Genomic DNA, 19741 nt, shown 5'->3' with positions numbered 1-19741 from the left:
TACCCTGCTTTCCTACTGGTTGTCTGAATTTACGTGCGGGCGTTTGCCGTACGGCGAGCGATCCTTTGCATCGATGGAGCCGGTCCTTCGAAGCTCGATTTCGCGTTCAACCTCGCTGACGGGTCGCCCATATTTCGCTCGTGATTGAGCCAGCACTGCCTGGATGGTCTTGGCTTCCCCGTAACCCTCGATGGTTCGCATCGTGAAGGGGCTTGATACTCCGCTCTCTGTTGCAACCATGGCGATAGCCTCGCGAGCCTGGAGGTTCTGCAGGTCCGATGCACCTACTTTGTCTCCGAACTCACGCGCCATTGCGGCTGCATCGTTCGACAGCTGGAATGCGATCTTGCTCCGGCAGTTAGCTGAAATCGCCGCTCGCAATCCGCGGTCAGTTAGTTGATCGAGATTCTGATGAATGAGAGTCATTCCCAACCCGAATGAGCGGCTCTCAGCGAGCATGTCGCCAGGATCTGTGGGCATCGTCACAAAATTTTGAAATTCGTCCATGTACAACATCACTGGCTTGTGGTTGGGCACCGTGCGTACGGCGCTCCAGAGGGCGTTGAGAATGAGCGTTCCCATGAGACTGGATGCCTGCTTGCCGATGCGCACACCGTTCAAGTTGACTAAGAGGATCTTCCCGGAGGCCACGAGATCCGGCATGGTGAACGTGGACTCGGCCTGGCCAAGCGAGTTCCGGATTTCGGCTCGCGAAACAAAGGGCCAGATGCGGCGCACAAGGGTAGCCAAGTCGATGTCGACACGGTTGTCTTTCTTGGTCGAAGATTCCAAGTAGTCGACCCAGAACTTTTTGATGTGCGGGTCTGCGATTCCCTGGATAAGTTTTTTGCGCCACTGAACTTCATCTTCATTCGGCTTGATGAAGCTCGGTAGATCAACGAGCGTGCCCGTTTCTGCCAGGGCATGGAGACCGTGATACATCAACTGAGGTACTGAAAGCGTCTCTGGGAATAGGTTTGTGACGAGATTGTTCAGCTCGTCGATAGCCGCTTTGCTTGACCCCTGGCGTAGGACGTTGAAGCCGATGGGGTGATCTAGGTCTGCAAGATCCCACACGATGACGTCCTGAATTCGGTCAGGCGGGACACGCTCAAGAACGCGCCTGAAAAGATCACCCTTCGGGTCAATGAGCACAACACCGAATCCGTCCTTCATGTCCTGCACTGCTTCGTTCGTAGCAAGCCACGTCTTCCCTGACTTCGTAGGTCCGATGATGTGCGTGTGTTGCAGCCGGCTTACGTGATCGATGGCGATATTGCGCGTGCTCCCCGGCACTGTTGACGTCCCTATGACTGTCCCTTCGCGCGGCACGCTATTGGTTACGTGCATGTGGCGGGTGCGCGACTGGGGAAGCCCAGCGATGTATGGACTACCCAGCGGCCAGTTAACAAGAGGCGCCAGCTCAGCGATGTTAACCTGCGCTTTGAAGAAGAATGGAGTCGTTGCCGAGTTCATGGTTTCCGCAAGAGTTTTCGTATCTATGTGGTTACCCTTCAGCCTGTTTGCAGCGCTGCCGATGGCCGTAAAAGCCTGGTAGACGGAACGGATAATCTGTTGAGCGCGAATTTCGTGAGGTGCCGCGACCGCGATGCGCCCGATGGCCTGCATGTTCGGTAGTTCAAGCTTCTTACGGCGGTCATCAACTTCATCGGCGGTCGCCTGGTCCTTGGCCGTCATCACGCGCCAAGCTTTCCAGTCATCCGACTTCGGGGGAGCCTGGTGATGAGGTTTCGGCTTATGTGGTGCGGGCGTGATCAACCACTGCGTGACAATTGCTTCTTCCTCACGGAGTCCTTGCATGGACGCCAAGATGCTGGCCGACAAATCCTTTCCATTAGGAATAAGCAACTGGCGCGAAGCGGTCGTCATGCCGAGTTCAATGCCGACCTTGTACTCGAACTGATCCCGGGCGCTCACGCTTTCGGCGTGAATGCCGGGCACCAGGCTCTCAAGGTGACCAACGATGAACGAAGCGTCCTTCTTTGGCAGTCGTACATAGTGTTCGATGATGGCGTCAGTCGCCACAGTTTCAAACACGATCGAGGGGACGCCCCGCAAGCGCGAATGGTCGATGCTCATCGTGCCGGTAATAGAGGATAGCCAAGCCTGAACACGTTCTTCGGCCAGACCGGCAGGGAAGATCAGGCGGTAGGTTACCCGGTCTTGATCGTAGGATTTCTGTTTGAATAGCGCCATTTCAAAGCCTCCACTTGAGAATGAAAAGTTGGATGCAATGAAAAGGCCGTGCCATATCACTATTACTGTGACACGACACGGCCTTTTCGACTAGCCCTTGATACCGCGACCGTTCAGCATCCTTATGACTGCCCAAATAGATCCGGCGAGGATTACTAGCACGATCCCGATGCCGAGTAGTGGCAGGTACGGTTTGATTGCTTCTGATGCGATCGTCAAGCCGACGACCAAAAGAACGATCACCAGCATGAGCTCCCAGACCTTCTTAAGCATCGAGCTCACCGCCTTGCTTCCTTTTGAGGTGCTTCGCTATTTGCTGAATGCGTAGCTCCTCTTCCATATAGACAGATCCTTCTGCCAGGAGCTCTTCAATGGCTTCACGGTTGACCTGCTGGTCATACATGCCTTGCATGATTGCCGTTTTGGCGGACGCCTTGTCCCGTCCGTACTGAAGCCTCATCCGACGGCGATTGACGATCACGAATGTCAAGATGAGGATCACGAACGGAGTGGCGACGATCATCATGAAGAGGAAGGCTCCCCATGCTGTGTAGAGGGAATCAGACACGATCATCACCGCGCTCGTACCTGTAGATCTCCTTGAAGCGCCGCGTGGCCCTGGCATCTTCAGCGATGAGGTCGGCCTTACCCAGGACCCACTTCGCTACGGTGTACCAGCCGATAATGATGGCCGGCAACGAAACGAACAGAACGATGTTGAGCGCTGATTTTAGAACTTCCAATTGCTCCTGAATAGACATAATTACCTCCCGCTTTGCATGATGATTTCAATGACCTCGACGTCGCCGTTGGGGTGACGCCGGTAGATTGTGCGCTTCAATTGCGCGGTGTCGGACCGCTGAGTTGCGGCTATCTTCTGCTCAAGAAACTCGGCGAATTGATACCCGAGTTCGTAGGCGATGCGTTCGCTGTCCATTTGACGCGCGCCCTAGCTACTTCTCTGCTTCTTGGCGTCCACTGAGTGCCTTTCGCTGGATGGTGCGTTGGTTACCGATCCCGTGGTGTCCTGCTTGGTGCCTCTGTTTAGTTATCAAGTTCCGCGCATATGATCTGGTTACTCCCGGGTGATCCTTGCTACTAGCAAGATCGTAGCCACCTTGCAGCAAGGTTGCAACTAGGTAGCATTTTTGCAGTTCGGGCTTCTACACTGAACGCATGAATGACGAAGAGAAACTTGAACTCATTGAGGAAGATCTAGCTGGGCTGATCCAGGACGAAGGCCTTACGCCAACGCGGCTTGAAGCGTACGGAAAGAACATCATCATGCTGTTCGGCGTAAAGAGCGCCAGCTTCGTCGACCAAGAGGTCAAGTACGCCATGCTTGATATGCCAAAAGACAAGTACACGACTGCCTTGCAGTATGCCCTTAGCGTCTACAGCCCAACATCAAACACCTCGACTTTGACTGAGCGTCGGGCGCAGCTCATGACGGTGGATGGTTTCGCGGTTTCGGAGGACACGCTGCGTCGCTGGGAGCGTCGCGCAATGAAGACGTTCGCGCGCCACATCATCAAACAGTCGCGAGAGGAGAACTTGCTTCTTCGCAATAAGTTGTTTGCGGACGAGTACGGTTCAACTGACGAGAAGTTTGATGCGCTAGCACGACACCTTCAGTCGGAGTTGAATGACCGGTTGTATCAGACCGACAAGGAAGTGAAGGAACTTAGGAGCGAGCTAGATTGGCTCAAGAAGGCGTTCATGACTTCCATCGGATCTCCACCCGATCAGGATTGAAAATCCACTGTTTGTAGCGAGCCTTGCCGTCGCCGGGTTGCTTCGGGTAGATGTAGACGCCCTCGATAACCGTGTCTAGAAGATGACGCTTCCACTCAAGGTCAGCCTTGTTCCACGTATCTTCGACAGTCTTGCCAACCGGCACGCCAGCCAAGATCGCCTTTGACGTGAGTGCATCGACCTGCTTATTGAGGGAGTCTAGGTGGCCCTTCGCAATGGTCTTGGCGGTCTGGTATTCAGCTAGGTCCATTGCGCCGGTTGAATAGAGGTTCAGAATCTCAGTAAGCCGAATGGTTTGAGCCTCTTGGTCGTGGAGCAGTTGCTTGAGCTTTGGAGACGAGTCCTTGTGATTGATCAGCTCAGTCAGGTCCGGCGTATCCAGGCGGTAGAGCAGGCATTCCGTGACCAAGCTTTCAACCGGAGCTTGCTTGCGCTTGACCTTGCCACAGCCGGTTGGCCGACCGTGCACGTCCTTCTTCCGGCAATTAAAAGCAGGGGAGTAGCTGCCGTCTCGCTGCTGAGCGTTGACGATGGTCATGCGGTTGCCGCAGAGCCCACAGAAGACGAATCCAGTTAGCAGGTGCTTGCGAGCATAGGTGCGCCGTCCGTAGAGGGCCTGACCTCTCCTTATGGCGAGCTGCAATTCTTCCCATGTCTCAAGGCTGACGAGTGCTGGCCATTGAGCCGGGTACTCATCCTTGTTGTGGACCCTGATGGAGATATTGCGTTTCCTGTTAGCGACGTTGTGCACGTTGATAGGAGTCCAGAGGTTCCCCTTGGCCGTCCGGATGCCGCGCTGGTTTAGATCAAGGGCAATGGTGCGCCATGAATCACCTGCTACGTAGCGATCGATGGCCTCGCGGACCACGGCAGCCTCATGCTCGATGATGACCATGCCGTTCTGTTCGTAGCCGTAGGCGCGGTTGCCACCGCTTGGAAGGCCCGCCTTGGCAGCTTGAAGCTTGGCCGCTTTCTGTCGCTCGATAGCATGTTCGACCTCGTAACGAGCCACTGCCCCTAACTGGCGAGCTACCAGACGGCCGCTTGGTGTGGACAGGTCAATCACGCCGGCCTTGACGGTATGAGTTGCAACACTATGCACCTCGGAGGCCAACACGTAGCTCTCCAGCTCAACCATGGAACGGTGGAGGCGGTCGGTGTGCCAGGCAATAACGCCGTCGATCTCCCCCGACTGCATAGTCTCAAGAAGGGACTTGTATCCGGGCCGGTGCTTCCCGGAATATGCCGAAATGTCGTTGTCTGTGAAGGTCGCAACGATGGTGCCGCCAAGGCGGTCTGCGAGGTCTGTGCAATCCCTGGTCTGACGGTCCACGCCTAAGCCCGCTCCTACTCGGTCGCGGCTGATTCTGGCGTAGATGGCAAAACGTGGACTATTCATATATGCGTTACTGTGCATGATTATGCGCCTAGTGGGGTGTGTCGTCAAGACTTCGATGAGGCACCCGAGTACGAACGCCGGGTCCTGGACGCCCTGCGGCAACCTCTGGAAAGCGGAGAACTCGTCATCCATCGCTCCGCAGGCACGGCCGCATATCCGGCCCGTTTCCAGCTGGTCCTCGCGGCGAATCCTTGCCCGTGCGGGAAGGCCACCGGCAAGGGAGTCGATTGCACCTGCACCCCGGTGATGCGTCGCCGCTACTTCGGGCGCATGTCCGGGCCGTTGCTGGACAGGGTAGACATCCAGCTCCAGGTGGAACGTGTTTCCCTCGCGGACTTTGGGCAATCCGGTGCGGAGGAGGACACAGCTACTGTCGCCGGGAGGGTCCATGCCGCCCGGTCGCGGCAACGCGAACGCTTGGGGAGTTTAGGGATGGAGACCAACTCGCAGGTTCCCGGGCGTGTACTGCGCGGCGAACTGCGACTCCCTTCCGCGACCACGAAGATTCTGGATACTTCCCTGGAACGTGGAATCCTCACGGCCAGAGGCTATGACCGCGTCTTGCGTCTCGCCTGGACCCTTGCTGATCTGGGCCACAGGGACCAACCTCACAGCGACGACATAGGACAGGCCCTCGGCTTGCGGCAGGCGGTTGCGGCCGCATGAAAGGACACGCCATGACTGAACTCGGCCAGCAGCTCACCTCTGATGTTCCAGACCGGAGCAGGGAGCGATTTGCCCGGGCAGCGCTATCGCGGCTGATGGAACCGCAGGATGCCGCCGGACTCGCGCTGGTGCAGGCCGCCGGGGCCGTTGATGGCCTCAGAATCGCGATCGGCGAGCTCGCTCCCGGACCCGGGCTTGAGCAGGAAGTGGCTTCCTTGTTGGTGGACAGCGGGGTTTCTTCCGCCGGGGCCGGATTGGCCGCTGCGTTGCTCCGGTGGGCGCCCCGGATCCCGGACCTTGCCCCGGAACGCGATCTTGCCACGATGCAACGCCTCGGTGGCCGCATGATCATCCCTGGGGACCCGCTGTGGCCCGCGCAGTTGGCAGACCTGGGCCTTCATGAACCGCTGTGCTTGTGGTGGCGGGGACACGAATTGGAGTTCCCACCCGTACGTCGGGTCGTGGCGCTTGTCGGCTCGCGGGACAGTACGAGCTACGGGGCCTCCGTCACGGGTGATTTCGCCTATGGGCTGGGTCAGCGTGGCTGCACGGTCGTGTCCGGAGGGGCCTACGGGATCGACGCCCACGCACACCGCGGGGCCTTGGCCGGGGGCACAAACGACATGCCGACCATCGCGGTGATGGCCGGGGGAGTGGACCGATACTATCCATCCGGAAATGAGGATCTGTTGCGTGCCGTGGCAAACCAAGGTGCGGTCATCGCCGAGGTTCCTCCGGGCTCGGCACCCACCCGTTACAGGTTCCTCCAGCGGAACAGGATTATCGCGGCCTTGGCATCCGTGACAGTGGTAGTGGAAGCGCGATGGCGTTCGGGTGCACTGAATACGGCCCATCATGCTGAATCCATCGGCAGGTCGGTCGCCGCGGTCCCGGGGTCCATCCACAGCGCCAACTCTGCCGGCTGCCATCGGCTCCTCCGGGATGGCGGGGCTGTTTGCGTCACGGACGTCGGGGAGATCGCTGAACTGGCGGGGTCGAGCGGTGAGGGGCTCGTCGGGGACAAGGAAACGGCAGCCTCGGACCACGACGGGCTCACCCTCGAGGACCTGATCCTGCTCGACGCGTTGCCCGTCCGCTCGACGAGCTCGGTGGAGAAGCTCGCGATCGTTGCGGGACTCAGCCCCGAGTCTGTCAGGGCAGGTCTTGGGCGCCTCAGTTTGTTGGGCTTGGCGGTATCAGTGAGCGGCGCCTGGAAGAGGGCGGGGAAACAGGAATAAACTATAGATAGTCGACTATCAGTTAGCGCAGGTTGACGTAGCTTCGATGAGGATGATGTGGACATGATGAAGTCAATGGCGCAACCCGCGAAGTTCGTGATTGGACAGCAAATCGGGCTCTTGCTGATCGTGGGAGCAGTCTTGTTCGTCCAAGGCGGCCGTGGTCCGGTGTGGCTTTGGGTTCTTTTCGCCGTCTGGCAGGGGTTGCTCCTGTGGCAGTACTACAGGATGTACAGGTCCATCGCTCATAGGTGAACGTGGCCGACGTGGCAATGCCAGCCACCGGGCCCCGCGGCTGGCACAGTGGAAGTGTGCAAGAGAATCCGCTCCCCGAAGCACTCGCCGGGTCCGTTCGGGACTTCCGGCGTTACCTCGAAAGTGAACGGGCCAGGTCCGCCCACACGGTGCGGGCGTACATCGCAGACGTCGAGAGCCTGCTGCGCTTCGCTGTGGCGGAGGGCGTAGGGCAGCTCGCAGAACTGGAACTCGGCACCCTCCGGCGCTGGCTGGGGGCGCAAAGCGAATCCGGCAAGTCCAGGGCAACACTCGCCCGGCATGCCGCGACGGCCCGCGCATTCACCTCCTGGGCCCTGCGCGAAGAACTCATCGCCTCAGACCCTGCTCTTCGCCTTCAGGCCCCCAAGCGGGACCACACGCTCCCTGGAGTCCTTCACCAGCAGCAGGTCGCCAGGATCTTCGAAAACCTGTCAGAGTCAGCCGCGGACGGCTTTCCGATGCCGTTGAGAAACCGCGCCCTCGTCGAACTGCTCTACGCCACGGGGATCCGCGTCGGCGAGCTCGCCGGCCTGGACATCGACGATCTCGATGCGGACCGCCGGACTCTCCGCGTCCTCGGCAAGGGCAACAAGGAACGGACGGTGCCCTATGGGGTCCCGGCCGCCCTCGCCGTCGACGACTGGCTCCGTCGCGGCCGTCCACGGCTCGCAACAGAGCGTAGCGGACCGGCACTCTTCCTCAGTTCCAGGGGTAACCGCATCGATCAGCGCCAGGCCCGCAGCGTCGTCAACGACCTCCTGGCGGCCCTCGGGGATACCGCGGCAACCGGACCCCACGCCCTTCGTCACACTGCCGCAACCCATTTGCTCGACGGCGGGGCGGACCTGCGTGCCGTGCAGGAAATTCTGGGACACAGCAGCCTCGCAACAACCCAGATCTACACCCATGTGTCAGTGGACCGGCTTCGCAAGAGCTATCAGCAGGCCCATCCCCGCGCTTAGAGACCTGGAAACCGTGCAACACTTCGAGGAGTCCCAAGGAAGGAAATCCGTCTGTCCGGGAATCGCACTGGCGTAATTCCGGTCTGTACGGCAAAATGAAAGCACTGTGGGGAAACTTTCAACCAAAACTTGAATGTTCTTCCGTTGCGGAAAAAATCATAGATAGGTAGGGAAACCAGAACAGCGCGGCACCCGCGCAGCAAAATTTCATCCAGGCAGAGGTCGTTGGGGAAGACGTACCTACAGCTATGGAGGATGGAATGTCTGTTGCAATAACCCGCGGTGTCTTGTTTGTGCATTCGGCCCCTACCGCGTTGTGCCCTCACGTTGAGTGGGCCATCGGATCGGTCGTTGACAAGCGGACCGATCTTGAGTGGACCCCTCAACCTGCCGCGCCCGGAATGTTCCGCGCTGAGCTCTCCTGGGCGGGAGTCCCTGGAACGGGCGCGCAGCTGGCTTCGGCTCTGCGTGGGTGGGCGCACCTTCGTTACGAAGTGACCGAGGAGCCGAGCCAGGGCGTGGACGGCGCGCGTTGGTCGCACACACCGGAGCTGGGAATTTTCCATGCCGTCACGGATGTCCATGGCAACATCATGGTGACAGAGGACCGAATCCGCTACGCCTACGAGTCGGGTGCTGGAGATCCTGCCGCCGTCTACCACGAACTATCCTTGGCGCTCGGTGAAGCCTGGGACGAAGAGCTCGAGCCGTTCCGCCACGCCGCTGAAGGCGCCCCTGTGCGCTGGCTCCACCAGGTCGGTTAGGCAACACCATCTCGGACAGGGAACAAAGTACCGAGACTGTTTTCCATAGCAAAGAGGAGGGCCCCACCACGGTGGGGCCCTCCTCTTGTGCCTCGAACCTGCAGCGACTGTCAGACGTTGCGGATGGCGATGACGGCGTTGTGGCCGCCGAAACCGAAGGAGTTGCTCAAAGCGACGATGTCGCCGGCAGGCAAAGTGCGTGCCGAAGTGACGACGTCGAGCGGGATCTCCGGATCCTGGTTCTCAAGGTTGATGGTCAACGGAGCCTGGCGTTCGTAGACGGCAAGAACAGTCAGCACTGCTTCTACGGCCCCTGAAGCGCCCAACAGGTGGCCCATCTGCGACTTCGTGGCGGAGACCGCCACATTGTCGACGTGGGCACCCAGTGCGGCACGGAGCGCCGTGTACTCGGGCTTGTCACCGACAGGCGTCGAGGTGGCGTGGGCATTGACGTGCACAACGTCCTCGGCCTGGATGCGGCCATCGAACATGGCAGCCTTCAAAGCGCGGGTAGCGCCCAGGCCTTCCGGGTCCGGTGCCGTGATGTGGTAGGCGTCGGCTGTGACCGAAGTACCGGCGAGCTCAGCATAGATGCGCGCACCGCGGGCGATCGCGTGCTCTTCGGCTTCCAGGACCAGGGCGCCGGCGCCTTCACCCATGACGAAGCCGTCTCGGTCGCGGTCATACGGCCGCGAAGCGTGCTCGGGATCGTCATTGCGGCGGGAGAGGGCCTGCATCGAGGAAAACGCGGCGAGGGGCATCGGGTGGATGGCGGCTTCGGCACCACCGCACACGACGACGTCGGCCTTGCCCGAGCGGATGAGATCCAGGCCGAGGTGCATCGCTTCGGTGCCGGAAGCGCAAGCAGAAACCGGAGTGTGTGCACCGGCGCGGGCGCCGAGGTCAAGGCTGACCGCGGCGGCGACGCCGTTCGGCATGAGCATCGGGACCGTCATGGGAAGAACCCGACGGGGGCCCTTTTCCCTCAGCGTGTCCCAAGCGTCCAAGAGCGTCCAGACGCCACCTATGCCCGTGGCGAAAGCCACCGCAAGGCGGTCGTGGTCGATTTCGGTGATACCGGAATCCGCCCAGGCCTCGCGGGCGGCGATGACACCGAACTGCGTGGACGGGTCCATGCGCTTGGCTTCAACGCGGCTCAGAACCTCGAGGGCCGGCGTCGAGCACCGGGCGGCAAAGTGGACCGGAAGGTCATACTTGGCAACCCACTCGTCCTCGAGTGTGTGGGCACCGGAGACCCCTTTGAGCGCGTTCTTCCACATCGTGGGGACGTCGCCGCCGATGGGCGTTGTGGCGCCCAGACCGGTTATGACTACTTTGCGTGCCATGAGATCACTCTCTGTCGGATCAGCCAACCCACGTGCTGTTCTCACTGGGGAGGCAGGAAAAAACTCTGGGAGATATAGCAGCTGTGCCGGGCTTCGGATGCAACAGGGCGCACCCGAAGTCCGGCACAGTTGAGGCCAGGCTAGGCCTGTGCGTTCGAGATGAAGTTGACGGCGTCGCCGACGGTCTTGAGGTTCTTGACCTCTTCGTCCGGGATGCGCACGCCGAACTTCTCTTCAGCGTTGACGACGATGGTCATCATGGAGATGGAGTCGATGTCCAGGTCCTCGGTGAAGGACTTGTCCAGCTCCACGGCTTCGGTGGCGAGGCCGGTCTCTTCGTTCACGATTTCAGCCAGGCCGGCCAGGATTTCTTCGTTGCTAGCCATTGTTGGCTCCTTTTCTTGTTGTGCCGGCTATTGCCGGAAATGGGGGCAAACCGCGGTTACGGCTTGGGTTTCAAAGCACTATTCAATTGGAAGGTAGGCGCGGTCCGAAACTACGGAAGAACGATTACCTGGGCACCAAACACAAGACCGGCACCGAAGCCGATCTGCAAGGAGAGGCCACCGCTGAGCGCAGGGTTCTCCTTGAGGAGCCGGTGCGTGGCCAGCGGAATAGAGGCGGCAGAAGTGTTTCCCGCATCAGCGATGTCCCGGGCAACCACCACGGTTTCGGGAAGCTTGAGCTTCTTGACCATTTCATCGATGATCCGCATGTTTGCCTGGTGGGGGACAAATGCCGCCAGATCCGAGGCTTCGATCCCTGCGGCGTCGAGAGCTTGCTGGGCAACCTTCGCCATTTCCCAGACGGCCCAGCGGAACACCGTCTGGCCGTCCTGGCGGAGCGTCGGCCAGACATCCTGCGCTGCGGAAATAATGGCCTGATCGTCGGATTCGTCCGAATGGCGGGCAGACTCGCCCAGGTTGCGGACTTCGTCGAGGGAATGCGTCATGCCAATTGCGTTCCACTTGCTGCCATCGGATCCCCAGACGGACGGGGCAATGCCGGGAGTATCGGACGGGCCGATGACCACGGCGCCGGCACCGTCGCCGAGAAGGAAGGAGATGGTTCGCTCATGGTTGTCGATGACGTCCGAGAGCTTCTCGGCCCCGATCACCAGGACGTATTCAGCCGCGCCCGATCGGACCAAGGCATCGCCCTGGGCAATGCCGTAGCAGTAGCCCGCACAAGCCGCGGAGATGTCGAAGGCCGGTGCCGGGGTGGCGCCCAAACGGTCGGTGAGGGCGGCAGCCGCGGATGGCGTGGCATACGGGTGCGTAACGGTGGAGACGATGACGGCACCCAGCTGGGAAGCCTCAATGCCGGCCTGTTTGAGTGCCTCGCGGGCTGCTCCCTCGGCCATGTCGATGACGCTCACATCGGCCGCGGCGCGGTGGCGGGTCACGATGCCCGTGCGCTGGCGGATCCATTCGTCCGAGGAATCGATCCACTGGCAAACGTCGTCATTCGTGACGACGATGTCAGGGCGGTATGCTCCGATGCCGATAACGCGCGAGTATGCGTTCGTCGGTGCCTGCTTGAGTACGGGGGCGCTCATGCGTCTCCCTCCAATTCCGCGAAGAGTGCAAGTGCGGCGGACAAATCATCCGGGGTCTTGACGGCAACGGTCTTCACACCCGGCATGCCGCGTTTGGCGAGGCCTGCCAGGGTACCCGCCGGTGCCAGCTCGATGAGTCCAGTGACTCCGCGCTTTACCAGGTTCTCCATGCACAGGTCCCAGCGGACCGGGCGGGAGACCTGGGCGATCAGGCTTTCGACGGCGGCACCGCCGTCCGTGACCTCCTGGCCGTCAAAGTTCGAGAGCAAGGGAACCGTGGGAGCCTGCGGCTTGAGGGACGGCCGCAGCGCTTCAAGCGCGCTCACAGCCGGAGCCATGTGGGAAGTGTGGAACGCTCCGGCGACCTTCAGCGGAATGACCCTGGCTTTGGCCGGAGGGTTGTCAGCCAGTGCCTGGAGCTGTTCGAACGTTCCTGCGGCTACGGTCTGGCCCGCGCCGTTGACATTCGCGGGAGTTGCGCCGGCGGCCTCGATAGCGGACAGCACCTCGGCCGGATCGCCGCCGACGACGGCACTCATTCCGGTGGGGGTGACCGCCGCGGCGGCAGCCATGTTGTTGGCACGCTCACGGACAAACGTCATAGCTTCTTCTTCGCTCAGGACACCGGCAAGCGCCGAGGCCGTGATCTCGCCGACCGAGTGGCCGGCAAGGACGATCGGAAGGGTACTGAGTTCGACGTCGAACAGCGATTTCGCTGCCACGAGCCCTGCGGCAACAATCAAGGGCTGCGCGACGGCGGTGTCCTTGATGGTTTCTTCATCGGAGGTGGTGCCGTGGGCCTTGAGGTCGATGCCTGCGATTTCGCTCAGGGAGGCCAAATGGCCTTCTACGGAAGGGAGCTCCAGCCAAGGGGCCAAAAATCCAGGGGTCTGGGAGCCCTGTCCAGGGCAGACGATTGCAAGCACGTAACCAGCTTTCCAAATTGCCGCGTGAACTACTGGTGTTTGCGTACACCAAGCTCACTGGGTCAGTTTGTAGGAAGTCTACAACGGTTCAACCCGCGGATCGGGTACCGTGACGCTCCGACGTCGCCTTTGGCTGGGCCGAAAGCCTGCCCACAACCAACGCAGTTTGAAGCACGAAAGCCTCGCGAGGGAGGAGCGGGTCCCACCCTGTGACGTCGCAGACGCGCTTGAGACGATACCGTACGGTGTTCGCGTGGACGAACAGCTCGCGGGCAGTCGCTTCGAGGGAATGGCCGAGTTCCAGATAAGTGCCGAGGGTTTCGACAAGGCCGTTCGAAGCGGCTAGGAGCGGCCGGTAAATGTTCTTGATGAGGGAACGGCGGGCGGCGTCGTCACCTGAGACCACCCGTTCCGGGAGGAGGTCGTCCGCGGCTACCGGTCGCGGAGCCGAAGGCCAAGCCTTGGCAGCGGTGAGCCCTGCAAAGGCTGCCTGGGCAGAGCTGCTTGCCTCCAACAGGGAACTGGCCTCGGGCCCGTAGACCACCGCGCCCGGGGCGAAAAGTTCGCTGAGTTTCAGGTACGCGGTGTCGCGGTCTTGCACGCCACCCAGAATCAGGATCAGGCGGTCGCCCTGGATTCCCACCAGGGCGTCTTCCGAATAGCGTCCGGCGGTCCGGCGCAACTCGCTCACATAGCTTGCGCTTGGTTCCGACGGCGAGTTTCCCACCATCACCGTGAATCGCTCCTGGGCCTTCCAGCCGAGGGCCGCGATGCGGGAACGAAGGGCATCGGTATTCTCGCCACGGAGGATGGCGTCCACAATTAGGGCTTCGAGCCTCGTGTCCCAGGAACCGCGGGACTCGGCGGCGCGGGCATAGACATCCGCGGCGGCGAATGCCACTTCCCGCGAATACCGCAGGACTGCTTCGCGCAAGGAGGGTTGGTCGGCTTCCGGTGCGATCACAGGGACCTGGTCCTCCACCACCTCGACGACAATCCGGATCAGCTGGAGGGCCTTTTGCAGGCTGATGGAGCGGGTCAGCTCGGTGGGAGCGTTCCCGAAGACGTCCGTCAGGATCCAGGACGGAGAGCTCGGCCGTTCGTACCACGTCACGAAGGCCGCGATTCCGTTTTGGGCAACCAGGCCCAAGGCTGAGCGTTCGTCGGAGCTCAGCCGGCTGTACCAAGGCAGTGATTTCTCGAGCTTCCGCATGGTGGTGGTGGACAGTTGCCCCACATTGGCGCGGAGCCGCTTGAGAGTCTCCGCCTTTTCCGGTGTTACTGTCCGCGCGGCCGCTTTGCGTTTCGCGGGGGTTTGAATCGGCTCTGCCATTCCTTGAGCATACGGCGCATCATCCACAAGCTCCATTTGTGCGAAGGCTACAACTGCGTTTGGTGCGCGTCACGCGCTTGCTGCGCTAATTGATGCTGTGGGTCGATCGTTGAAGACCCGATCTTAAAGCCCGACGGCGGCCCGCACCTTTCGGTGTGGACCGCCGTCGAGATGTTGCTGGCTTCGTTTTGCTTCGCTGGAGGCTTAGCTTTCGCCGCCTGCCCCGCCGGTGGTGCCGGCGTTGACATCGAGGAGACTGTACTTCTCGATTGCCTGGGCAGCCGCTTGTGCGTCGACTTCGCCTCGGCGGGCGAGTAGTTGCAGGGTCTTCACGACGATGGAGTGGGTGTCGTTTTTGAAGAAGCGTCGTGCGGCTTGGCGGGTGTCGGAGAATCCGAATCCGTCGGCGCCGAGGGAGGCGAATTCGTTGGGGATGAATTGGCGGATCTGGTCCGGGACGGCCTTCATGTAGTCGGTGACGGCGATGACCGGTCCGGTGGCGCCGGCGAGTTGCTGGGCGACGAACGGGGTGCGGGGTTCTTCGCCGGGGTTCAGGAAGGCGTGTTCTTCGGCGGCGAGTCCGTCGCGTCGGAGCTCGTTCCAGGAGGTCACGGACCAGACGTCGGCGGAGACTCCCCAGTCCTGGGCGAGGACTTTCTGGGCTTCCAGGGCCCAGGGGACCGAGACGCCGGAGGCCAGGATCTGCGCGCGGGGCCCGTCGGTTTTCGCCGGGGCGAGCAGGTAGATGCCCTTCAGGAGGCCTTCGGTGTCGAGGTTTTCCGGTTCCGCGGGCTGGCTGATCGGTTCGTTGTACACGGTGAGGTAGTACATCAGGTTCCGGTCCGCGGAGTTCTCCCCGTACATGCGTTCGAGTCCGTCGCGGATGATGTGGCCGATTTCGTAGCCGTAGGCGGGGTCGTAGGTGAGGACGGCGGGGTTGGTGGAGGCCAGGATGGGGGAGTGTCCGTCGGCGTGTTGGAGTCCTTCGCCGGTGAGGGTGGTCCGTCCTGCGGTGGCGCCGATGATGAAGCCGCGGGTCATTTGGTCCGCGGCGGCCCAGAAGGCGTCGCCGGTGCGTTGGAAGCCGAACATGGAGTAGAACACGTAGATCGGCACGAGGGGTTCGCCGTGGGTGGCGTAGGCGGTGCCGGCGGCGGTGAAGGCCGCGACGGCGCCGGCTTCGTTGATGCCGGGGTGGATGAGCTGGCCCATGGGGGATTCCTTGTAGGCCAGGACGAGGTCCCGGTCCACGGAGAGGTAGTTCTGGCCCTTGGGGTTGTAGATCTTCGCGGTCGGGAAGAACGCGTCCATGCCGAAGGTCCGCGACTCGTCCGGGACGACCGGGACGAAGCGTTTGCCGAAGTTCTTGTCCCGCATGAGGTCCTTCAGGAGCCTCACGAAGGCCATGGTGGTGGCTGCCTGCTGCTTGCCGGAGCCGCGCTTGGCGACCTCGTAGGACTTCGCTTCCGGCAACACCACGGGGGTGTGGGTGGAGCGGCGTTCGGGCACGGACCCGCCCAGGGCTGCGCGACGGTCCATCATGTACTGGATTTCCGGGGCGTCCATGCCGGGGTGGTAGTACGGGGGACGGTACAGGTCGGTGTCGAGCTGCTCGTCGGTGATGGGGATGCGCAGGTGGTCGCGGAAGGCCTTGAGGTCTTCCATGGTGAGTTTCTTCATTTGGTGGGTCGCGTTGCGGCCCTCGAAGTGGGGTCCGAGTCCGTAGCCCTTGACGGTCTTGGCCAGGATCACGGTGGGTTTGCCCTTGAACTCGACCGCGGCCTTGTACGCGGCGTAGACCTTGCGGTAGTCGTGCCCGCCGCGTTTGAGGTTCCAGATCTGCTCGTCGTCCAGGTCCGCGACCATGTCCTTGGTGGCCGGGGTCTTCCCGAAGAAGTGTTCCCGGACGAACCCGCCGGATTCGGCCTTGTAGGTCTGGTAGTCCCCGTCGACGGTTTCGTTCATGATCTTCACCAGGGACCCGTCGGTGTCCTTGGCCAGGAGGTCATCCCATTCCCGGCCCCAGACGACCTTGATGACGTTCCAGCCCGCGCCGCGGAAGAACGCCTCCAGTTCCTGCATGATCTTCCCGTTGCCGCGGACGGGTCCGTCCAGGCGCTGGAGGTTGCAGTTGATCACGAAGTTCAGGTTGTCCAGGTTCTCGTTCGCGGCGAGCTGGAGCAGGCCGCGGGACTCGGGCTCGTCCATTTCCCCGTCGCCCAGGAACGCCCAGACCTGCTGGTCACTGGTGTCTTTGAGGCCGCGGTCGCGCAGGTAGCGGTTGGACTGGGCCTGGTAGATCGCGTTCATCGGGCCGATGCCCATGGACACGGTCGGGAATTCCCAGAACGAGGGCATCAGCCGCGGGTGCGGGTAGGAAGAGAGGGCGTGGCCTTGTTTGGACTTTTCCTGCCGGAACCCGTCCAGGTCCTCCTCCGAGAGCCGGCCTTCCATGAACGCCCTGGCGTACATGCCCGGGGACGCGTGTCCCTGGAAGAAGACCTGGTCCCCGCCCGAGGCGTGGTCCTTGCCGCGGAAGAAATGGTTGAAGCCGACCTCGTACAAGGTCGCGGCCCCGGCATAGGTGGAGATGTGCCCGCCCACCCCGATATCGGACCGCTGGGCCCGGTGCACCATCACGGCCGCGTTCCAGCGCATGTACGCCCGGTACCGGCGCTCGAACTCCTCGTTGCCCGGGAACGGTGCTTCCTGGTCCGCCGGGATCGTGTTCACGTAATCGGTGGTCGTCACCATCGGCACCCCCACCGACTGGGACCCCGCCCGCTGAAGCAGGCTGCGCATGATGAACTGCGCCCGCTCCGTGCCCTGCTCCCTGATCAACGCATCCAAAGACTCAACCCACTCGGCAGTCTCTTCCGGATCACGATCAGGCAGCTGGGAAGTCAACCCGCTAAGGATGTGTGAGGTCTCTTCTCCTGCAGCCACGTCCAACCTCTCTTTTGGCGCATTCATCGTCGCCTCAGGTCCGGCAGGGTAACTGCCCGTCATGAACGCGGCGTGTGCGACATATCGGTTACAACAGCCCGGTCATGTGCGCCGGACAGGTTCTCTTGAGCTCAAGCTGCGCTATTCGCGGCGGGCGGTTGCCCTGCAGCCAAAGTCTTCACTGGCCACTGTAGCTTTGTACGAGCCGCGATGCGTAGCCGCGCGGTCGTGAAGGCGTTGTATGTCACACTCAAGCTGTTACATCGTAGGCAGTTGTAGCTGCAGTCCTGGCGATGGCCCCGAATGTAGCCATGCTTTAGCCGTGGCTGGGGCGCGGATTATGGTGGAACGCGGGACAATGGCTTGAAGCACACGCCCAAAGGGTGTTGGCTTGTAGTAATCGAAATCACTTCAAGAGGAGGAAACGTGAGCGAGGCCGACGCCGCCACATCGGTAAATGTGGCGGAAAGATTGGGTTTCAAAGATGGGGATCTAATTCAGGAACTCGGTTACGACGATGATGTCGATTTCGATTTGCGTGATGACATTGAGGAACTCACAGGTTCCGAGCTGCTTGACGAAGACGATCACGAGGTAGTGGATGCGGTCATTTTCTGGTGGCGCGATGGTGATGGAGACCTTGTCGACGCACTAGTTGATTCACTGACCACCTTGGGTGAAGGCGGCGTGGTCTGGGTGCTGACCCCCAAATCGGGTCGCGACAACTACGTCTCGCCGTCGGATATTCAGGACGCCGCTCCCACCGCTGGCCTGCATTGCACTACCTCCGCAGGCGTCTCCAAGGACTGGAGCGCCACGCGGCTTGTAGCGCGCAAGAAGAACAAGTGACACACACGAGGTTGACCCCTCCCGGGCTGCGTCCGGGAGTTCCCATTGTGGGCCAGGAAGCACCGGATTTTGAGCTCGTGAACCAGTTCGGGGAGCCAGTGCGCTTGTCCGAGCTTCGCGGCCGGAACGTGGTGGTGGTCTTCTATCCGTTCGCCTTCTCTGGAATCTGCACCGGGGAGCTGTGCGAGATCCGCGACAATCTGGGTATTTTCGAACATGCCAACGCCACAGTCCTCGGGGTGTCGGTAGACAGCAAGTTTGCTTTGCGGGCTTACGCGGAGAAGGAAGGCTACGAGTTCGATCTCCTGGCGGACTTCTGGCCGCACGGGGAAGTAGCCGAGAAGTATGGCGTGTTTGACGCAGCTACCGGCATGTCCTTGCGAGGCACTTTCATCATCGATGCGACGGGCATCATCCGCTATGTCGTCGTCAATCCGCGCGGCCAGGCCCGCGACCTGGCGGAATACCGCGAGGCGTTGTCCGCACTGGGCCAGGCCTAGCGCAGATGAGTGCCCAACGGCCCGGCGTGGGAATGACCGGCTTCGCCATACTTCCGCCGGCTCCCGCAGTTGAGTTGGATGCAGGCGAGTTGGACTTTCTGCGCCGCGCCGCCAGGATTCTCGGCGGCAAGCGGTTTGCTGTCTTGACGGGGGCCGGCCTCAGCACTGATTCCGGAATCCCTGACTACCGCGGCCCGGGAGCCGCGCCGCGGAATCCGATGACTTTCCAGGAGTTCATCGGAAGCGCCGCCAACCGGCGCCGGTACTGGGCGAGGAACCACCTTGGATGGTCGCACCTCCGGCATGCGGACCCCAATACGGGGCACGCCGCCGTCGCACTCCTCGAGAGCCGCGGGCTGATCACGGGGCTCATTACGCAGAACGTCGACCGGCTGCACGAGGACGCGGGCAGCAACAATGTGGTGGACCTGCACGGCCGCTACGATCGCGTGATCTGCCTTGACCAGGGACACGTCTTTACCCGGCGGCTCGTGGCGTCGATTCTTGAGGAGATCAATCCCGGCTTCCTCGAAGCCGCGCAGGCTTCCGGCGTCGTGGAAATGGCGCCTGACGCCGACGCCTCAGTGGAGGATCCGGAGCTCATCCGATCGTTCGTCGTCGCTGTTTGTCCCGTGTGCGGGGGAACGCTCAAGCCCGACTTCGTGTATTTCGGAGAAAACGTGCCCAGGGACCGGGTGCAGCGCGCCTATTCCATGGTGGACGAAGCGGGGGCGTTGCTGGTCGCAGGTTCTTCGTTGACGGTAATGAGCGGGCTGAGGTTCGTGCGGCACGCAGCCAAATTCGGCAAGCCGGTAGTGATCATCAACCGTGGGCCGACCCGCGGCGACGGGTTCGCTGACCTCAAAGTGGAAGCCGGGGTCAGCGGCGCGCTGGCCTGGCTTGCCGCCGAGCTTCCCGATTTGCCGCCTCCAGGTCGGTCGATTGGTGTTCCAGGCGAATGATCCGGTAGAGTACATGTTCGTTGGTTGAAGCGCCGAAGGCGCTG

Annotated in this window: 20 protein-coding genes and 1 pseudogene; 9 read left to right on the top strand and 12 right to left on the bottom strand. The window is 61.4% G+C overall.

Annotated elements, in window-relative coordinates; genetic code table 11:
- Positions 1-12 precede the first annotated feature (12 nt).
- The 5 genes from ACSKT0_RS15555 to ACSKT0_RS15535 all read right to left on the bottom strand — a co-directional run bounded on the left by ACSKT0_RS15555 (position 13) and on the right by ACSKT0_RS15535 (position 3154).
- Positions 13-2217, bottom strand: coding sequence for a type IV secretory system conjugative DNA transfer family protein (locus tag ACSKT0_RS15555; protein ID WP_437770597.1), 2205 nt, complete (start codon positions 2215-2217; stop codon positions 13-15).
- Between the two features lie 90 nt (positions 2218-2307).
- Positions 2308-2499, bottom strand: coding sequence for a hypothetical protein (locus ACSKT0_RS15550; RefSeq protein WP_437770596.1), 192 nt, complete (start codon positions 2497-2499; stop codon positions 2308-2310).
- Positions 2483-2785 carry a hypothetical protein gene (locus tag ACSKT0_RS15545; protein ID WP_437770595.1) on the bottom strand — a complete coding sequence of 101 codons (303 nt, stop codon included), beginning with the start codon at positions 2783-2785 and terminating at the stop codon, positions 2483-2485. Before ACSKT0_RS15545 ends, ACSKT0_RS15550 begins: the two co-directional genes overlap by 17 nt.
- Complete coding sequence (locus ACSKT0_RS15540; protein WP_437770594.1) at positions 2778-2978, bottom strand: hypothetical protein; 201 nt, start codon at positions 2976-2978, stop codon at positions 2778-2780. The genes ACSKT0_RS15545 and ACSKT0_RS15540 overlap by 8 nt, the downstream gene beginning before the upstream one ends.
- A 2-nt stretch (positions 2979-2980) precedes the next feature.
- The gene (locus ACSKT0_RS15535) at positions 2981-3154 is read right to left on the bottom strand and encodes a hypothetical protein (RefSeq protein WP_437770593.1); all 174 of its coding nucleotides are present in this window, start codon (positions 3152-3154) and stop codon (positions 2981-2983) included.
- A 239-nt stretch (positions 3155-3393) separates the two neighbouring features.
- On the opposite strand from ACSKT0_RS15535, the gene ACSKT0_RS15530 reads away from it, so the two are divergent.
- The gene (locus ACSKT0_RS15530; RefSeq protein WP_437770592.1) at positions 3394-3972 is read left to right on the top strand and encodes a hypothetical protein; all 579 of its coding nucleotides are present in this window, start codon (positions 3394-3396) and stop codon (positions 3970-3972) included.
- On the opposite strand, the gene ACSKT0_RS15525 is transcribed toward ACSKT0_RS15530, so the two are convergent.
- Entirely contained in the window at positions 3935-5305 is a 1371-nt protein-coding gene (locus ACSKT0_RS15525) for a recombinase family protein (RefSeq protein ID WP_437770591.1), read from the bottom strand. The genes ACSKT0_RS15530 and ACSKT0_RS15525 overlap by 38 nt on opposite strands.
- A gap of 120 nt (positions 5306-5425) precedes the next feature.
- Between ACSKT0_RS15525 and ACSKT0_RS15520 the strand changes: the two are divergent.
- The 5 genes and pseudogenes from ACSKT0_RS15520 to ACSKT0_RS15500 form a co-directional block, all read left to right on the top strand.
- Positions 5426-6037, top strand: a pseudogene (locus tag ACSKT0_RS15520) (ATP-binding protein); the annotation flags it as partial.
- An 11-nt stretch (positions 6038-6048) separates the two neighbouring features.
- Positions 6049-7275: a DNA-processing protein DprA gene (gene dprA, locus ACSKT0_RS15515; RefSeq protein ID WP_437770590.1), complete on the top strand. Its 1227-nt coding sequence runs from the start codon at positions 6049-6051 to the stop codon at positions 7273-7275.
- 63 nt (positions 7276-7338) lie between these two features.
- On the top strand, positions 7339-7530 hold the full coding sequence (locus ACSKT0_RS15510) for a hypothetical protein (RefSeq protein WP_437770589.1): 192 nt from the start codon (positions 7339-7341) through the stop codon (positions 7528-7530).
- 56 nt (positions 7531-7586) lie between these two features.
- On the top strand, positions 7587-8513 hold the full coding sequence (locus tag ACSKT0_RS15505; protein ID WP_437770588.1) for a tyrosine recombinase XerC: 927 nt from the start codon (positions 7587-7589) through the stop codon (positions 8511-8513).
- A gap of 260 nt (positions 8514-8773) precedes the next feature.
- Complete coding sequence (locus ACSKT0_RS15500) at positions 8774-9277, top strand: DUF3145 domain-containing protein (RefSeq protein WP_078108617.1); 504 nt, start codon at positions 8774-8776, stop codon at positions 9275-9277.
- 110 nt (positions 9278-9387) lie between these two features.
- Here the strand turns inward: ACSKT0_RS15500 and fabF are convergent, their stop codons facing one another.
- The 6 genes from fabF to aceE all read right to left on the bottom strand — a co-directional run bounded on the left by fabF (position 9388) and on the right by aceE (position 17413).
- Positions 9388-10623, bottom strand: a complete 1236-nt coding sequence (gene fabF, locus ACSKT0_RS15495; RefSeq protein WP_241710849.1) for a beta-ketoacyl-ACP synthase II — start codon at positions 10621-10623, stop codon at positions 9388-9390.
- Positions 10624-10763: 140 nt separating this feature from the next.
- Entirely contained in the window at positions 10764-11009 is a 246-nt protein-coding gene (locus ACSKT0_RS15490; RefSeq protein ID WP_028267518.1) for an acyl carrier protein, read from the bottom strand.
- A gap of 110 nt (positions 11010-11119) precedes the next feature.
- Complete coding sequence (locus ACSKT0_RS15485; protein ID WP_437770587.1) at positions 11120-12181, bottom strand: beta-ketoacyl-ACP synthase III; 1062 nt, start codon at positions 12179-12181, stop codon at positions 11120-11122.
- Positions 12178-13107, bottom strand: coding sequence for an ACP S-malonyltransferase (locus ACSKT0_RS15480; protein WP_437770586.1), 930 nt, complete (start codon positions 13105-13107; stop codon positions 12178-12180). The genes ACSKT0_RS15485 and ACSKT0_RS15480 overlap by 4 nt, the downstream gene beginning before the upstream one ends.
- A gap of 88 nt (positions 13108-13195) precedes the next feature.
- Positions 13196-14440 (bottom strand): PucR family transcriptional regulator, encoded by a 1245-nt coding sequence (locus ACSKT0_RS15475; RefSeq protein WP_345449981.1) that lies wholly within the window; start codon positions 14438-14440, stop codon positions 13196-13198.
- A 204-nt stretch (positions 14441-14644) separates the two neighbouring features.
- Entirely contained in the window at positions 14645-17413 is a 2769-nt protein-coding gene (aceE, locus tag ACSKT0_RS15470; protein ID WP_437774047.1) for a pyruvate dehydrogenase (acetyl-transferring), homodimeric type, read from the bottom strand.
- Positions 17414-17812: 399 nt separating this feature from the next.
- On the opposite strand from aceE, the gene ACSKT0_RS15465 reads away from it, so the two are divergent.
- The 3 genes from ACSKT0_RS15465 to ACSKT0_RS15455 are packed head-to-tail and all read left to right on the top strand — an operon-like array spanning position 17813 to position 19697.
- A complete protein-coding gene (locus ACSKT0_RS15465) occupies positions 17813-18235 on the top strand; it encodes a DUF3052 domain-containing protein (RefSeq protein ID WP_059387755.1) in 423 nt (140 codons plus the stop codon).
- Entirely contained in the window at positions 18232-18735 is a 504-nt protein-coding gene (locus ACSKT0_RS15460; RefSeq protein WP_437770585.1) for a peroxiredoxin, read from the top strand. The genes ACSKT0_RS15465 and ACSKT0_RS15460 overlap by 4 nt, the downstream gene beginning before the upstream one ends.
- Positions 18736-18740: 5 nt before the next feature.
- Entirely contained in the window at positions 18741-19697 is a 957-nt protein-coding gene (locus ACSKT0_RS15455) for an NAD-dependent protein deacetylase (protein ID WP_437770584.1), read from the top strand.
- The last annotated feature ends 44 nt before the right edge of the window (positions 19698-19741 follow it).

This window comes from Arthrobacter sp. KNU40, from assembly GCF_051515115.1.
Taxonomy (GTDB): domain Bacteria; phylum Actinomycetota; class Actinomycetes; order Actinomycetales; family Micrococcaceae; genus Arthrobacter.
The sequence above is the reverse complement of the archived record's forward strand: the minus strand, read 5'-3'. Positions and strand labels throughout refer to the sequence as shown.

What these genes read in the sequence shown, in the direction of transcription:
- ACSKT0_RS15510 (WP_437770589.1), top strand. Translation starts at nt 7,339, where the DNA reads ATGATGAAGTCAATGGCGCAACCCGCGAAGTTCGTGATTGGACAGCAA.
- dprA (WP_437770590.1), top strand. Translation starts at nt 6,049, where the DNA reads ATGACTGAACTCGGCCAGCAGCTCACCTCTGATGTTCCAGACCGGAGC.
- aceE (WP_437774047.1), bottom strand. Translation starts at nt 17,413, where the DNA reads ATGAATGCGCCAAAAGAGAGGTTGGACGTGGCTGCAGGAGAAGAGACC.
- ACSKT0_RS15535 (WP_437770593.1), bottom strand. Translation starts at nt 3,154, where the DNA reads ATGGACAGCGAACGCATCGCCTACGAACTCGGGTATCAATTCGCCGAG.
- ACSKT0_RS15455 (WP_437770584.1), top strand. Translation starts at nt 18,741, where the DNA reads ATGAGTGCCCAACGGCCCGGCGTGGGAATGACCGGCTTCGCCATACTT.
- fabF (WP_241710849.1), bottom strand. Translation starts at nt 10,623, where the DNA reads ATGGCACGCAAAGTAGTCATAACCGGTCTGGGCGCCACAACGCCCATC.
- ACSKT0_RS15475 (WP_345449981.1), bottom strand. Translation starts at nt 14,440, where the DNA reads ATGGCAGAGCCGATTCAAACCCCCGCGAAACGCAAAGCGGCCGCGCGG.
- ACSKT0_RS15490 (WP_028267518.1), bottom strand. Translation starts at nt 11,009, where the DNA reads ATGGCTAGCAACGAAGAAATCCTGGCCGGCCTGGCTGAAATCGTGAAC.
- ACSKT0_RS15540 (WP_437770594.1), bottom strand. Translation starts at nt 2,978, where the DNA reads ATGTCTATTCAGGAGCAATTGGAAGTTCTAAAATCAGCGCTCAACATC.
- ACSKT0_RS15530 (WP_437770592.1), top strand. Translation starts at nt 3,394, where the DNA reads ATGAATGACGAAGAGAAACTTGAACTCATTGAGGAAGATCTAGCTGGG.
- ACSKT0_RS15500 (WP_078108617.1), top strand. Translation starts at nt 8,774, where the DNA reads ATGTCTGTTGCAATAACCCGCGGTGTCTTGTTTGTGCATTCGGCCCCT.
- ACSKT0_RS15485 (WP_437770587.1), bottom strand. Translation starts at nt 12,181, where the DNA reads ATGAGCGCCCCCGTACTCAAGCAGGCACCGACGAACGCATACTCGCGC.
- ACSKT0_RS15555 (WP_437770597.1), bottom strand. Translation starts at nt 2,217, where the DNA reads ATGGCGCTATTCAAACAGAAATCCTACGATCAAGACCGGGTAACCTAC.